Raw genomic sequence first — 14,921 nt, forward strand, 5'->3', positions numbered from 1 at the left:
ATAACACCCTTGAGCATTCAGCCCAGCACCTATTCCCCCGACCTCGCCGTGCCCGCCGACAAGCGTGTATTCGGCGGTCGCGATCTGTTTTCCCTGTGGTTCTCCCTCGGTATCGGCCTGATGGTTTTGCAGACCGGCGCATTGCTCGCGCCAGGCCTGGGCCTGTCCGGTTCGCTGTTGGCGATTTTCCTCGGCACGCTGGTCGGCGTTTTGCTGCTGGCCGCTGTCGGCGTGATCGGCAGTGACACTGGCCTGTCGTCGATGGCCGCGCTGAAACTCAGCCTCGGCAGCAAAGGCGCGAGCCTGCCGGCGCTGCTCAACCTGCTGCAATTGATCGGTTGGGGCTCGTTCGAAATCATCGTCATGCGCGACGCCGCCAGCCTGCTCGGCACTCGTGCGTTCAGCGAAGGTTCGTTGTGGTCGAACCCGGTGTTGTGGACGCTGTTTTTCGGTGCGCTGGCAACCTTGCTCGCGGTCAGCGGGCCGCTGACATTTGTGCGCCAGATCCTGCGCAAGTGGGGCATCTGGCTGTTGCTCGCGGCGTGCCTGTGGCTGACCTGGAACCTGTTCGCCAAAGCCGATCTGGCCGATCTCTGGTCGCGTGCCGGTGACGGTTCGATGCCGTTCGCCGTGGGCTTCGACATCGCCATCGCGATGCCGCTGTCGTGGTTGCCGCTGATTGCCGACTACTCGCGTTTCGGCAAGCGTGCGAAGAATGTCTTTGGTGGCACTGCCGTCGGTTTCTTCATCGGCAACTTCTGGCTGATGAGCCTCGGCGTCGCCTACACCCTGGCGTTCGCGCCGAGCGGTGAAGTCAACGCGCTGCTGCTCGCATTGGCCGGTGCCGGACTGGGCATTCCGTTGCTGCTGATTCTGCTCGATGAGTCGGAAAACGCTTTCGCCGACATTCATTCGGCAGCGGTATCGAGCGGGATTCTGTTGCGCCTGAAAGTCGAGCATCTGGCTTTGGCTATTGGTGTGCTCTGCACGCTGATCGCCCTGCTGGCGCCATTGGCGCAGTACCAGAATTTCCTGCTGTTGATCGGCTCGGTGTTTGCGCCGCTGTTCGGCGTGGTGCTGGTCGATCACTTCATCCTGCGCAAGCGCAGTGCTCAAGTCGCGTCAGCCGCGTTGCGCTGGCCGGCGTTGTTGGCGTGGCTGGGTGGCGTGAGCACCTATCACTTGCTGGCGAATCTGTATCCGGATGTCGGCGCAACCCTGCCGGCGCTGGTGCTGGCAGGGCTGTTGCAGCTGGTGCTGGGCCGGGCCTTCAGTTACGGCCGGGAAACAGCTCGGGCTTGAGAATGCCGTTCAGACGCGGGTAAGGGATCTTCAGTTCGACGTGGCCCAGCGCGTAAGGCGCAATGGTGCTCACGTCGTACTTGAGGATCACGCCGCCATAGGTCAGCGCCACGTTCGGGGTTTTCACGAACGGCCAGCTCTTCACAAAGTCCGCTTCCTGGTCGAGCTTGGTGCTGATCAACCAACTGTTGTGCGCCACTTGCGCCGCTTTCCAGAACGCCTCTTCCTGACCCGGCACGAGCATGTCGGACAGGTTCAGCACTTTGTGTTGCTGGCGCGAATAGTTGATGAAACCGCGACCCGGTGTGCCATGGGCGCCGCCGGTGTCGAGGTAGCTCGACAACTCGATGATCACCAAGCCGTCATGCTGCTCGCGTACTTTCGCTTGCAGGTAGCTGCTGTTGCGCGGGCCGGCGCTGGCCAGAAATTGCTCGCGGTAGGCCGCCAGGGTTGGCGCCACCGGGGCGTTTTGCTCGGTGCGGGTCATTTGCAGCAGGCGTTTTTCGATGATGCCGTCCAGCGCAGGTTCGGCCGGGAAACGCAGGGTATCGATGTTCACCAGCGGGCAATCCGGGTTGGAACAGCCCGGTTTCAGTTGTTCCGACGCATCGCGGGTGGTTTCCAGCGGTGTGCGGTAGTTGGGCTGGAACAGGCTTGCGCACGCGCCGAGGGTCAGGGCAATGGCGGCCACGGAGGCAATTTTGAAAAGCGACATGGGCGTCCTTTCGAAAGCAGGGGAAGGCAAAAAGATATCCGCTTCGACTCTCGCAGAAGCAGTCAGTTCGCCACTAAGCTAATTAGAGTGGGTTTCGCCGCCACCGTCCATCCCGCTGACGGTAAAGGGGCTGCATCAAACCGTGCGGGCGCGTTAGGATGGCGCGAAGTCGAGGCTGCCGGTCACACGAAGGCACCTCGTAATGGATCTGCAGTACAGAGGATGCTCATGACTGATTTTGCCAACGCCATTCCGACCACCGTCGACGTCGTGCGACGCGAGCGCTGCTACGAGGGTTTTTACAAACTCGAGCGTTTGCACCTGCGCCATGAATTGTTCGCCGGTGGCATGAGCCGCGAGATCAACCGTGAAATCTTCGTGCGCCACGACGCCGTGTGCGTGTTGCCTTACGATCCGCAGCGCGATGAAGTGGTGCTGATCGAGCAGTTTCGCGTCGGCGCCATGGGCAAGGCTGACAACCCGTGGCTGGTCGAACTGGTCGCTGGTCTGATCGACAAGGATGAGCAACCGGAAGAAGTTGCTCACCGCGAGGCACAGGAGGAAGCTGGTCTGGACATCAAGGCTCTGTGGCCAATGACCAAATATTTCCCGTCGCCGGGGGGCAGCAACGAATTCGTGCATTTGTACCTGGGGCGTTGCAGTACCGACGGCGTTGGCGGCCTGCATGGCCTGGAAGAAGAGGCAGAAGATATCCGCGTCACGGTCTGGGCTTTTGAAGATGCCTTGCAGGCCGTCCGTGACGGACGCATTGCCAACGCGGCGAGCATCATCGCTTTGCAGTGGCTGGCGCTGAACCGCGCCGAAGTGAGGGGGTTATGGTCGTAAACAAGTTGCGCGATCGCTATCGAGTCGACCTTGCGGGGCTGCAAGCCGCCTGCGAGGCCAACTACGCGCGCCTGATGCGACTGTTGCCGGACATGCGCAACGATCCCGAGGCGCGGCGCATTGCCGTGACCCAGGGCGAGCAGATGCTCGGCGTGCTGACCCTCGAAGTGCTGCAGACCTGCCCGTACACCACCACCTTGCAAGTGCGTCAGGAACACAGCCTGCCATGGCTGCCGGTGCCGCAACTGGAAGTGCAGGTGTATCACGACGCGCGCATGGCCGAAGTGATCAGCGCCGAACATGCACGGCGCTTTCGCGGCATCTATCCTTACCCGAATGCAGCAATGCATCAGCCGGATGAAAAGGCCCAGCTCAATCTGTTCCTGGGGGAATGGCTGAGCCATTGTCTGGCGTTGGGGCACGAGTACGAAGTCGTACGCTAGTTGTGAACTGCGTCCGGTTCGGCGGTTTCCTCTTTGCGTGATCCCCCAGCATAATTGCGGCACTTGATCGATTCCGTGCTTTTGCCTTGGGAGAACGCCTTGCCGAGCGTATCCACGTTGACCACCGCCGATGCGGCGATGCTTGTGCAGCTGTCCGACAGCCATCTGTTTGCTGGAACGGGTGGCTCGCTGCTGGGCATGAACACCCGCGAGAGCCTGCAAAAAGTCATCGAGTTGGTACTTGGGCAACAGCCGCAGATCGACCTGATTCTGGCCACTGGCGATATTTCCCAGGACGGCACGCTGGAGTCGTATCAACAGTTTCGCCAGATGAGCGCGCAGATCGATGCGCCGGCGCGCTGGATACCCGGTAATCACGATGAGCCACAGATCATGGCGGTTGCCGCCGTGCAAAGCGCATTGCTGGAACCGATTGTGGACATCGGCAACTGGCGGGTGACGATGCTGGATTCGGCTGTACCCGGCTCAGTGCCGGGGTATTTGCAGGACGATCAATTGCAGCTGCTGGCCCGTTCGCTGAGCGAAGCGCCGGAGCGGCATCATCTGGTGTGCTTTCACCATCATCCGGTTCCGATTGGCTGCGCGTGGATGGAGCCAATTGGTTTGCGCAATCCTGAAGCGTTTTTCGAGGTGCTGGATCGTTTTCCACAGGCCCGCGCGGTGTTGTGGGGGCATGTGCATCAGGAGATTGATCGCCAGCGCAATGGCGTGCGACTGATGGCTTCGCCTTCGACATGCATTCAGTTTGAGCCGGGCAGTGAGGATTTCAAGGTGGGGGAGCAGGCGCCGGGGTATCGCTGGTTACGGCTGTTGCCGGATGGGCGGTTGGAAACTGGCGTGGAACGCGTCATCAATTTCGCCTTCACCGTCGACTACGGCTCTGACGGCTATTGATAATCCCTGTAGGAGCTGCCGCAGGCTGCGATCTTTTTATCTTAAAAACAGAATCAAAAGATCGCAGCCTTCGGCAGCTCCTACAGGATGCAGCCAGGCATCATTTGGATGGCCCATCCTGCCCTGACTCCCTGTAAACTCCGCTATCTTTCGCCGACACCCAGGGAGCTCCAATGTCCGGTTCGATCCTCTATGTCCACGGTTTCAACAGTGCCCCGGCCTCGAAAAAGGCCTGTCAGCTGGTCGCGGTGATGGAACAGCTGGGGTTGAGTGAGCAACTGCGTGTCCCGGCCCTGCATCATCACCCGCGTGAAGCCATCGGTCAGTTGGAACAAGCGATTGCCGAACTGGGCAGCCCGCTGCTGGTGGGAAGCTCACTCGGCGGCTACTATGCGACTCACTTGGCCGAGCGCCATGGCCTGAAAGCCCTGCTGGTCAACCCGGCGGTCAGCCCGCACCGGATGTTCGACGGCTATCTGGGCCCGCAGAAAAACCTGTACACCGATGAAACCTGGGATTTGACCCACGACCACGTCACGGCCCTGGCCGAACTGGAAGTGCCGGCGCCTCAGGAAGCGCAGCGCTATCAGGTATGGTTGCAGACCGGCGATGAAACACTGGATTATCGCCTCGCCCAGCAGTATTACCGCGCCTGTGCCTTGCGCATTCAGGCCGGCGGCGACCACAGTTTTCAGGGATTTGCCGGGCAATTGCCGGCGTTGCTGAGTTTTGCCGGCATTGGCGCCGATGTGTATCAGGCAATCGATTTCACCGCACTGTGAAGTCTTGCCCCTATTTCATGAATGACTGACGACGAGACCCTATGGCCACTCCCAGCGCTAGCTCTTATAACGCCGACGCCATCGAAGTCCTCTCGGGCCTCGACCCGGTGCGCAAACGCCCCGGCATGTACACCGACACCAGTCGGCCGAACCACCTCGCCCAGGAAGTCATCGACAACAGCGTCGACGAAGCCCTGGCCGGCCACGCCAAATCGGTGCAGGTCATCCTGCACGCCGATCACTCGCTGGAAGTCAGCGACGACGGTCGCGGCATGCCGGTCGACATTCACCCGGAAGAGGGGGTGTCGGGTGTCGAGCTGATCCTCACCAAACTCCATGCGGGTGGCAAGTTCTCCAACAAGAACTACCAGTTCTCCGGCGGTCTGCACGGCGTGGGTATTTCCGTGGTCAACGCCTTGTCGACCGAAGTCCGTGTACGCGTCAAGCGCGACGGCAACGAATACCAGATGACTTTCGCCGATGGCTTCAAGGCCACCGAGCTGGAAATCGTCGGCACTGTCGGCAAGCGCAACACCGGCACCAGCGTGTATTTCGCGCCGGACCCGAAATACTTCGATTCCCCGAAATTCTCCATCAGCCGCCTCAAGCACGTGCTCAAGGCCAAGGCTGTGTTGTGCCCGGGCCTGCTGGTCAGCTTCGAAGACAAAGGCACCGGCGAGAAAGTCGAGTGGCATTACGAAGACGGCCTGCGCTCCTATCTGGTCGACGCCGTCAGCGAATTCGAACGCCTGCCGGACGAGCCGTTTTGCGGCAGCCTGGCCGGCAATAAAGAAGCGGTCGACTGGGCGCTGTTGTGGTTGCCGGAAGGTGGCGACGCGGTACAGGAAAGCTACGTCAACCTGATCCCGACGGCGCAGGGCGGTACCCACGTCAACGGGCTGCGTCAGGGCCTGCTCGATGCCATGCGCGAATTCTGCGAATTCCGCAGCCTGCTGCCGCGCGGCGTGAAGCTGGCGCCGGAAGACGTCTGGGAGCGCATCGCGTTCGTCCTGTCGATGAAAATGCAGGAGCCGCAATTCTCCGGCCAGACCAAAGAGCGACTGTCATCGCGTGAAGCGGCGGCGTTCGTTTCCGGGGTGGTCAAGGACGCCTTCAGCCTGTGGCTCAACGCCAACCCGGAAACCGGTCTGGCGCTGGCGGAACTGGCGATCAACAACGCCGGTCGCCGCCTCAAGGCCAGTAAAAAGGTCGAGCGTAAACGTGTGACTCAGGGCCCAGCGCTGCCGGGCAAACTGGCGGACTGCGCCGGGCAGGACCCGATGCGTTCCGAGCTGTTCCTGGTCGAAGGTGATTCCGCCGGTGGTTCCGCCAAGCAAGCGCGGGACAAGGAATTCCAGGCGATCCTGCCGTTGCGCGGCAAGATCCTCAACACCTGGGAAGTCGATGGCAGCGAAGTACTCGCCAGCCAGGAAGTGCACAACATCGCCGTGGCCATCGGTGTCGATCCGGGTGCGGCGGACATGAGCCAGCTGCGCTACGGCAAGATCTGCATCCTCGCCGACGCCGACTCCGACGGTCTGCACATCGCGACCTTGCTCTGCGCCTTGTTCGTCCAGCATTTCCGTCCGCTGGTGGATGCCGGTCACGTTTACGTGGCGATGCCGCCGCTGTACCGCATCGACCTTGGCAAAGAGATTTACTACGCCCTCGACGAAGCCGAACGCGACGGCATCCTCGACCGTCTGGTCGCCGAAAAGAAACGCGGCAAACCCCAGGTCACCCGATTCAAAGGTCTGGGTGAAATGAACCCGCCGCAGTTGCGTGAAACCACCATGGACCCGAACACTCGGCGTCTGGTGCAACTGACGCTGGGCGAAGACTTCGCCGAAACCTCGGAAATGATGGACATGCTGCTGGCGAAGAAACGCGCCGGTGACCGCAAGACCTGGCTCGAATCCAAAGGCAACCTCGCCGAGGTGCTGGCCTGATGCGGTTTGGCTGGGCCTTGGCGGGTGCGTTGTTGCTGAGTGTGATGGGCGTGTCGGCCGAGCCGTTGCAGGAATTGCGCGTGCTCTCCGAACACCCGGTCGACGGCATGCGCGGCGGTAACCTGTCGGGGCTGGCCATGTGTGGCGGCGAGTTGTGGACTGTGTCGGACCGCGATGACGATCAGATCTATCGGCTCAACACCGCCGATCAGGTCTGGCAGGCCGAAGCCTTGCACATCGACGTGCCCCTGGTGCCGGAGACCGGTTTGCCGTGGGGGTTGCGCTCGCGCAACTGGGCCGCGTCGTTCGTGCGCGGAGGCGATCTGGATTTCGAGGGCATCAGTTGTGACAGCGCCGGCAATCGCTACATTGTCAGCGAGGGCCATGCGGCGGTCTTGCAGGTGCCTGTCAGCGGCCCGGTCAACTGGTTGAAGATCTCGCCGATGATGGTTCGCGAAGCACGGGCTAGCGGCATGCTCCTGCATTTCAATGCGATTCTCGAAGGCCTGGCAATCAACCCGGCGGGCGATCAGATGTGGCTGGCCGCTGAACGGCAAAGCCGTGGCTTGCTGCTGATCAAGCGCCAGCAGACGGTGTGGGATTGCGACGGTCGTTGCGTGCTGCTCAGCGAGGGCGGCAAGGAAATGCAGCCGCCGCAGTTCCCGAAGGCCAGAGCGGTCGACCGGGACTTTTCCGACCTTTCATTGTTTAACGGCAAATTGTTTACCCTTGAGCGCAACGCCTTTCAGATTTGTCGGCGCGATGCGCAGACCGCCAAGGTCGAACGTTGCTGGTCGTACGCCGCTGAATTGTTGCAGACCAACCGCCGTTATTCGCAGAACTTCGGTCTGGAAGAGGCGCTGATCGTTGACGCTGATGGTGCGTGGGTCGGCGTCGACAATAATTTTGGCCCCCGCGCCGATGGTGAGGTCAGGCCGATTGTCTGGCGCTTCGCCGCGCCCGAGGGTGGCTGGAGTGCCAAGCCGTGAGCCAGCAGCCACCGGGCAAGCGCGCCGGTCGGGTGCTGATGATTCTGGCGTGGTGCGCGGCGCTGTTTCTGGCGACGCGGTTTTTCGGCCAGTGGGAGCAACGCCAGCAGAATCCGAACGTCGTGGTCAGTTCGGAGCAGGGCGAAGGTTTTATCGAGGTGAAACTGGCCGGCAACGCCCAAGGGCATTTTGTCGCCAGCGGTCAGATCAACGGCGAACCGGTGGAATTCATGCTCGACACCGGCGCAACCGATGTGGCGATCCCGGCGGAGCTGGCCAAACGCTTGAAGCTGGAAGAAGGTTTTGGTGTGACCCTGAGCACGGCCAACGGCCTGAGCCAGGGCTATCGGACAAAAATTGCCCGTCTGCAACTGGGCGACATCGTGCTGCGCGACGTCCGCGCACTGGTGGCGCCGGGGCTGCATGGCGATCAGGTGCTGCTCGGCATGAGCGCCCTGAACAAACTTGAATTTACCCAGCGCGGTGGCACCATGCTGCTGCGCCAGACAACGAACCGACGAGGCCCGCATGAGCGACTCCCTTGATCTCAGCCTGGACGGTGTAGAACGCCGCTCGCTGGCTGACTTCACCGAAAATGCCTACCTCAACTACTCCATGTACGTGATCATGGACCGTGCTCTGCCGCATATCGGCGATGGCCTGAAACCGGTACAGCGGCGTATCGTCTACGCCATGAGCGAGCTGGGGCTGGACGCTGACTCCAAGCACAAGAAATCGGCGCGTACCGTCGGTGACGTGCTCGGTAAGTTCCACCCGCACGGCGATTCGGCGTGCTACGAAGCGATGGTGCTGATGGCGCAGCCGTTCAGCTATCGCTACACGCTGGTCGACGGCCAGGGCAACTGGGGTGCGCCGGACGATCCGAAGTCTTTCGCCGCCATGCGTTACACCGAAGCACGCCTGTCGCGCTATTCCGAAGTACTGCTCAGCGAACTGGGCCAAGGCACCGCCGATTGGGGCCCGAACTTCGACGGCACCTTGCAGGAGCCTTTGGTTCTGCCAGCGCGCCTGCCGAACATTCTGCTCAACGGCACCACCGGCATTGCCGTGGGCATGGCCACCGATGTGCCGCCGCACAACCTGCGTGAAGTGGCCACCGCTTGCGTACGTCTGCTCGATGAGCCGAAAGCCACGGTCGAGCAACTTTGCGAACACATCCAAGGTCCGGATTATCCGACCGAAGCGGAAATCATCACGCCGCGCGCCGACCTGCTGAAGATGTACGAAACCGGCAAGGGTTCGGTGCGCATGCGCGCCGTGTACCACGTCGAGGATGGCGACATCATCGTCACTGCGCTGCCGCACCAGGTGTCCGGCGCCAAGGTGCTGGAGCAGATCGCCGCGCTGATGCAGGCCAAACCGTCGAAAGCCCCGCAGATCGCTGACCTGCGTGACGAATCCGACCACGAAAACCCGTGCCGTATCGTGATCATCCCGGTCAACAGCCGCGTCGATCACGAAGCGCTGATGCAGCACCTGTTCGCCAGCACCGAGCTGGAGTCGACCTACCGGGTCAACGTCAACATCATCGGTCTGGACGGCAAACCGCAGCTGAAAAACCTGCGTGCGCTGCTGGTCGAGTGGCTGGAATTCCGCGTGCTGACCGTGCGTCGCCGCCTGCAATTCCGCCTCGACAAAGTCGAGCGTCGTCTGCACCTGTTGGACGGTTTGCTGATCGCTTACCTCAACCTCGATGAAGTGATCCACATCATCCGCACCGAGGAACACCCGAAAGCCAAGCTGATCGAGCGTTTCGCCCTCAGCGAGATTCAGGCCGACTACATCCTCGACACCCGTCTGCGTCAGTTGGCGCGACTGGAAGAGATGAAGCTGCGCGACGAGCAGGACGAACTGCTCAAGGAGCAAGCCAAGCTGCAAGCTCTGCTGGGCAGCGAAGCCAAGCTGAAGAAGCTGGTGCGTACCGAGCTGTTGAAAGACGCCGAAACCTACGGCGATGACCGTCGGTCGCCAATCGTCGAGCGTGCTGAAGCCAAGGCGCTGACCGAACACGATCTGCTGCCGAACGAGAAAGTTACCGTTGTGCTGTCGGAAAAAGGCTGGATCCGTTCCGCCAAAGGTCATGACATCGACGCCACCGGCCTGTCGTACAAGGCCGGCGACGGCTTCAAGACCTCGGCAGCGGGGCGCTCCAACCAGTTTGCGGTGTTTATCGACTCGACCGGCCGCAGCTACTCGGTCGCCGCGCACACCTTGCCGTCGGCCCGTGGCCAGGGCGAACCGCTGACCGGTCGCCTGACGCCGCCGCCAGGCGCGAGCTTCGAATGTGTGCTGATGCCGGAAGATGATGCGTTGTACGTGATCGCGTCCGACGCCGGTTACGGTTTCGTGGTCAAGGGCGAAGACCTGCAAGCCAAGAACAAGGCCGGTAAAGCCCTGTTGAGCCTGCCGAACAACGCCAAAGTGATCGCGCCGCGCCCGGTGGCCGATCGTGAGCAGAACTGGCTGGCCTCGGTCACGACCGAAGGTCGCCTGCTGATCTTCAAAATCAGCGATCTGCCACAATTAGGTAAGGGCAAAGGCAACAAGATCATCGGTATTTCCGGTGAACGCGTGGCCAGTCGCGAAGAATATGTCACGGACATTGCCGTACTTCCGGAAGGCGCCACCTTGGTGCTGCAGGCCGGAAAACGGACCCTGTCGCTTAAAGCCGACGACCTCGAACACTACAAGGGTGAGCGTGGCCGTCGTGGCAATAAGCTTCCAAGGGGCTTCCAGAGGGTGGATGCGCTGCTCGTCGAAAACCTCAATCAGGCGTCCTAGAGAGCTCGATCTACGATTTAACGCGTAGATCGACGCTTTGGCGCTGGAGTCGGAACGCATATTCACGGATGATATGGCCTTTCCAAGCGCCGGCGTGGCCGAGCGTTCTTCATATTTATTGAGTATTTTCACTGTGGTCAGCCTTGTGGCGGCCACCTGGACGGGATGATGACTGCTCTGCGCCCCCTTATTTTCCTGCTCGCCGGCGTTTTGGGCCTGGCGGGTTGCAGCGTTCACCAGCCGGTGTCGCTGTATCAACTGGACAGCGGAAGTCCGGTTCAGCCTGCGCAAAGCGCGGGCATGGCGGTTTTGTTAGGCCCGGTAGTCGTAGCCGATTACCTGCAACGTGAGACTTTGCTGCAACGTCAACCGGACGGTAGCCTGCAAGCGGCGACCGACGGTCGTTGGGCTGGCAGCCTTTCGTCGGATATCGATCAGTTGCTGATGCGTCAGGTGGCTGGCCATCTGGACAGCCAGCGTGTGGTGCTGGCACCGGCTACTACGGGGTTCACTCCGGATGTGCAGGTGTTGTTGACCATCACGCGTCTGGACTCCGGCCAGAAACAACCGGCGATACTTGATGCGCAATGGCGTCTGATCGACCGTCGTGGTCAGGTGCGCGATAACCGCATCGTGCATCTGCAAGAGCTGCATGCTGGCAGTACGGCTTCGCAGGTGCAGGCCCAGGGCATTTTGCTGCAGCGTCTGGCCGAGCAATTGTCGGTAGCGCTCAAGCCGTTGGCCAATCAGCCTCCGGTGGCCGAGGCCCCGCGTAAAGCGGCACCGAAGCCGGCAGCACCGGCGACGGAGGCCGAGAAGCAGCCGAAGATTCCAATGGCATCACCGATTCGTACCGATATGGAAGTGTTCCGCTTCTAAGCCTGGACCGAGTCAGAACAGAGCCCGCCTTGTGCGGGCTTTGTTGTGTCTGGGGTTTGGTGGGGAGGATCAAAAGCCCCTCACCCTAGCCCTCTCCCGGAGGGAGAGGGGACTGACCGAGGTGTCTGGCGTCATACATCGACCTGAAAGAGCTTGGCGAATGTGGATTCGGTAGAAGTGTCTGGCGTCATACATCGACCTGAAAGAGCTTGGCGATTATGGATTCAAAGCAGGACGTGCAGGTCGGTGTATTTCGGCAATATCCCCCGATCAGTCCCCTCTCCCTCTGGGAGAGGGCTAGGGTGAGGGGCTTTTCAGTCAGCCACAAAAAAGCCCGCAGACAATCACTCGTCTGCGGGCTTCTGTGTTTAAGGCCTAAGGCTTACGCCCGACGCTCATGCATCCGCGCCAGTTGCCGTTCGAGCATCGACGGATAAGGCTCCATCAACCGCTCCACGCAGCAAGCGCCCTCAGGGCTGGCAATCGGGCGGATCCGCGCACGCTGGCGAATCAGCGCGTCGTCGCTGATCTTGCGCTCAACCAGCAGCAGGTTGCGGCTGTGCTGCGACAAGGCCAGTGCGTCCTGAGCCGAATCGGTCAGCAGCAGATCAATCTGGCTCAGGCCGAACAGCTCATCGCCCAGCGTCAAACCCAACTGCAATTGCAGGGTGATGCCGCTGTCCGCGACTTCAATCTGCAACTGATGGCCCAGCGCCCGCAGCAGCTCGCCGCAGCAGATCGCGTTGGTCAGGTAATCGTCACCGCTGTCTTCAGTGTGGAACAGCATCAGCGTGCTGCCGTCGTTCAGGGTTTCGATTTCGCCCTGATACAGCGACGCAGCCTGATCGAGGCAGTCGCGATAGCGCTCCTGCAATTCTTCAAGGCGTGCCCGCGGCAAGCGGCGCAGTTGCTCTTGTGAGCCCAATTGCACGGCCAGCACGGCGGTGTGCTGCGGCACGCTTGGAGACGGTTGGCGGATGACGGGTTGGGGCGCGCCATTGAGCGACTCATCGCGCAGGTCGGCGAATGCGTCATCGTCATCTTCATCTTCGACGGTGCTGACCAGATGTCTCGGCGCAGGCTTCTGCGCGGCCATTGGACGGGTTTCGTCGAAACTCGGATCACGCAAGTTGCGCACCTCGAATTCCGGCTCGTCCTCTTCGTCCTCGAACTCAGGCTCCGGTTCGGGTGCAGGCTCCGGCGCGTAATTGGCGTGCAGCTGACGCGCCAGATCGCCGATTTCATCCTGACGATCGATGCCTGGCGTGTGTTCGTCGATGCGGCGCAGCCAGACGCGCAATTGCAGTAATGGCGTCGACAGGTAGCGGCCCATGCGCAGGCTCAGGGCCAGCGACAGCGCCAGCAGGATCCCGCTGAGGATGCCCATGCTTTGCAGACTGATGGTCATCGGCTGCTGGAACTGATCCATGTCCAGGCTGATGCGCAGTTGCCCGGCAGTCACGTCCTGGAAGGTGATCTTGCTCTCGTACATGCCCTCGGCTTCGCCCAGCAGGCTGTGCTTGGGCCGCTGACCGGACTCGGCGAGGATACGGTTATCCACGCTATAGATCGCCGCGTGGGCCACCAGTTTGTTTTTGGTCAGATTGTTGAGCAGCACGTTGAGGCTGAGGATGTCGTTGGACACCAACAGCTCCGTGGCAGAAGTCGCGGTCTGCGTGGTCAGGCTTTCGCCCAGCGCATCGGCCTGCTGGTGCATGGCCTGCTTGAATTGCAAACCCATCACGCCGGCATAGATCACCAGGGCCAGAGCGACCAGGATCACGTTATGGCTGGCAATGCGCAATGCAATCGGTACACGGCGGTGGCGCAGTGCACGGAAGATCAGCAGGAAGAAGTTATCGGTTTTAACTGGCGTGGGCCGGTTCACTGAGCTCGGCTCTTTTGTCCGTGAAGTTGACGCGCAGTATAGCGACAGGCCCTAGACCGGCAAAGCGCTCACGGTGCCCGATGGTCACTGAAAGTGGGTAGAATGCGGTTTTTTTCCAGTTGCGGGGGTGCGCGTTGCGCGAAATCGTCCTGATTAACATCACGGGAGTCGACCGTCCGGGTCTGACGGCAGCCATTACCGGCGTTCTGGCACAAGGTGGTGTGAACATTCTCGACATCGGTCAGGCGGTGATCCACGACACCCTGTCGTTCGGCATCCTGGTTGAGATTCCCGATTCCGAGCAGGGTAAATCCGTGCTCAAAGACATCCTGTTCAAGGGCTACGAGCTCGACCAGCAGGTGCGCTTCACGCCGGTATCCGAAGAGGATTACCAGCAGTGGGTGGGCAATCAGGGCAAGAAACGCCACATCGTCACCCTGCTGACCCGCAAAGTCACCGCCGGCCAATTGCAGGCCGTCAGCTCGATCACCGCCAAATATGGCCTGAACATCGATCACATCGACCGTCTGTCGGGTCGCATGCCGCTGGACACCCCGGCTGATAAGGGCAAGGGCTGCATCGAGTTCTCCGTGCGTGGCGAAGCGGCTGATCCGCAAGCGCTGCGTGCCGAATTCCTCAGCGTGGCCCAAGAGCTGAACGTCGACATCGCCTTCCAGGAAGATTCGCTGTTCCGCCGTAATCGTCGTCTGGCGGTGTTCGACATGGACTCGACGCTGATCGAAGCCGAGGTCATCGACGAGTTGGCCAAGGCTGCCGGTGTCGGCGAGCAGGTGTCGGCAATCACTGAACGCGCCATGGCCGGCGAGCTCGACTTCCGCGCCAGTTTCAAAGAGCGTCTGGCCCTGCTCAAAGGCCTCGATGTCAGCGTACTGGACTCGATCGGCGCTTCGCTGCGTCTGACCGAAGGCGCCGAAACGCTGTTCGCCGAACTCAAGCGTCTGGGCTACAAGACTGCAATTCTCTCCGGTGGCTTCACCTATTTTGCCAAGCAATTGCAGGCCAAACTGGGCATCGACTACGTGTTCGCCAACGAACTGGAAGTGGTCGACGGCAAGTGTACTGGCGTGGCGATCGAGCCGATTGTCGATGCCCAGCGCAAGGCTGATTTGCTGAAAGAGTTGGCACACAAGGAAGGGTTGCGTCTGGAGCAGACCATCGCGGTCGGCGACGGCGCGAATGATCTGCCGATGCTGGCGATTGCCGGTTTGGGCGTGGCGTTCCGTGCCAAGCCGCTGGTCAAACAGTCGGCGAAGCAGGCGATTTCGACGTTGGGGCTGGATGGCGTGCTGTATCTGCTGGGTTTCCGCGATCGCGACGGGCAGTTGTAATTAAAGATCAAAAGATCGCAGCCTTCGGCAGCTCCGACAGAGGGATATGCATTTCCCTGTAG

The 14,921-nt window shown here is 61.0% G+C and carries 13 protein-coding genes; 11 read left to right on the forward strand and 2 right to left on the reverse strand.

The window, feature by feature from the left end; genetic code table 11:
- Positions 1-9 precede the first annotated feature (9 nt).
- Positions 10-1,302 (forward strand): putative hydroxymethylpyrimidine transporter CytX, encoded by a 1,293-nt coding sequence (gene cytX / locus QZR14_RS06475; protein WP_311996160.1) that lies wholly within the window; start codon positions 10-12, stop codon positions 1,300-1,302.
- Here the strand turns inward: cytX and QZR14_RS06480 are convergent.
- The gene (locus tag QZR14_RS06480; protein WP_250602908.1) at positions 1,271-2,017 is read right to left on the reverse strand and encodes an RsiV family protein; all 747 of its coding nucleotides are present in this window, start codon (positions 2,015-2,017) and stop codon (positions 1,271-1,273) included. The genes cytX and QZR14_RS06480 overlap by 32 nt on opposite strands.
- A gap of 228 nt (positions 2,018-2,245) precedes the next feature.
- Here QZR14_RS06480 and QZR14_RS06485 point away from each other — a divergent pair, with 228 nt between their 5' ends.
- The 9 genes from QZR14_RS06485 to QZR14_RS06525 all read left to right on the forward strand — a co-directional run bounded on the left by QZR14_RS06485 (position 2,246) and on the right by QZR14_RS06525 (position 11,622).
- A complete protein-coding gene (locus QZR14_RS06485; RefSeq protein WP_250602909.1) occupies positions 2,246-2,863 on the forward strand; it encodes an NUDIX domain-containing protein in 618 nt (205 codons plus the stop codon).
- Positions 2,854-3,306 carry a DUF1249 domain-containing protein gene (locus tag QZR14_RS06490; protein WP_250602910.1) on the forward strand — a complete coding sequence of 151 codons (453 nt, stop codon included), beginning with the start codon at positions 2,854-2,856 and terminating at the stop codon, positions 3,304-3,306. Before QZR14_RS06485 ends, QZR14_RS06490 begins: the two co-directional genes overlap by 10 nt.
- A gap of 99 nt (positions 3,307-3,405) precedes the next feature.
- A complete protein-coding gene (gene cpdA / locus QZR14_RS06495; protein ID WP_311996161.1) occupies positions 3,406-4,221 on the forward strand; it encodes a 3',5'-cyclic-AMP phosphodiesterase in 816 nt (271 codons plus the stop codon).
- A 173-nt stretch (positions 4,222-4,394) separates the two neighbouring features.
- Positions 4,395-5,003 (forward strand): YqiA/YcfP family alpha/beta fold hydrolase, encoded by a 609-nt coding sequence (locus QZR14_RS06500; protein ID WP_311996162.1) that lies wholly within the window; start codon positions 4,395-4,397, stop codon positions 5,001-5,003.
- 41 nt (positions 5,004-5,044) lie between these two features.
- A complete protein-coding gene (gene parE, locus QZR14_RS06505) occupies positions 5,045-6,952 on the forward strand; it encodes a DNA topoisomerase IV subunit B (RefSeq protein WP_083367189.1) in 1,908 nt (635 codons plus the stop codon).
- The gene (locus QZR14_RS06510; RefSeq protein ID WP_311996163.1) at positions 6,952-7,941 is read left to right on the forward strand and encodes an esterase-like activity of phytase family protein; all 990 of its coding nucleotides are present in this window, start codon (positions 6,952-6,954) and stop codon (positions 7,939-7,941) included. Before parE ends, QZR14_RS06510 begins: the two co-directional genes overlap by 1 nt.
- Complete coding sequence (locus tag QZR14_RS06515; RefSeq protein ID WP_311996164.1) at positions 7,938-8,486, forward strand: retropepsin-like aspartic protease family protein; 549 nt, start codon at positions 7,938-7,940, stop codon at positions 8,484-8,486. The genes QZR14_RS06510 and QZR14_RS06515 overlap by 4 nt, the downstream gene beginning before the upstream one ends.
- Positions 8,470-10,743: a DNA topoisomerase IV subunit A gene (gene parC / locus QZR14_RS06520; protein ID WP_250602916.1), complete on the forward strand. Its 2,274-nt coding sequence runs from the start codon at positions 8,470-8,472 to the stop codon at positions 10,741-10,743. The genes QZR14_RS06515 and parC overlap by 17 nt, the downstream gene beginning before the upstream one ends.
- Positions 10,744-10,911: 168 nt before the next feature.
- A complete protein-coding gene (locus QZR14_RS06525) occupies positions 10,912-11,622 on the forward strand; it encodes a PqiC family protein (RefSeq protein WP_250602917.1) in 711 nt (236 codons plus the stop codon).
- Positions 11,623-12,004: 382 nt separating this feature from the next.
- On the opposite strand, the gene QZR14_RS06530 is transcribed toward QZR14_RS06525, so the two are convergent.
- Positions 12,005-13,510: an AhpA/YtjB family protein gene (locus tag QZR14_RS06530; RefSeq protein WP_311996165.1), complete on the reverse strand. Its 1,506-nt coding sequence runs from the start codon at positions 13,508-13,510 to the stop codon at positions 12,005-12,007.
- Between the two features lie 134 nt (positions 13,511-13,644).
- On the opposite strand from QZR14_RS06530, the gene serB reads away from it, so the two are divergent.
- On the forward strand, positions 13,645-14,859 hold the full coding sequence (serB, locus tag QZR14_RS06535) for a phosphoserine phosphatase SerB (protein WP_064388597.1): 1,215 nt from the start codon (positions 13,645-13,647) through the stop codon (positions 14,857-14,859).
- Positions 14,860-14,921: the final 62 nt, after the last annotated feature.

It is taken from the genome of Pseudomonas sp. rhizo66 (assembly GCF_031931925.1).
Lineage (GTDB): Bacteria > Pseudomonadota > Gammaproteobacteria > Pseudomonadales > Pseudomonadaceae > Aquipseudomonas.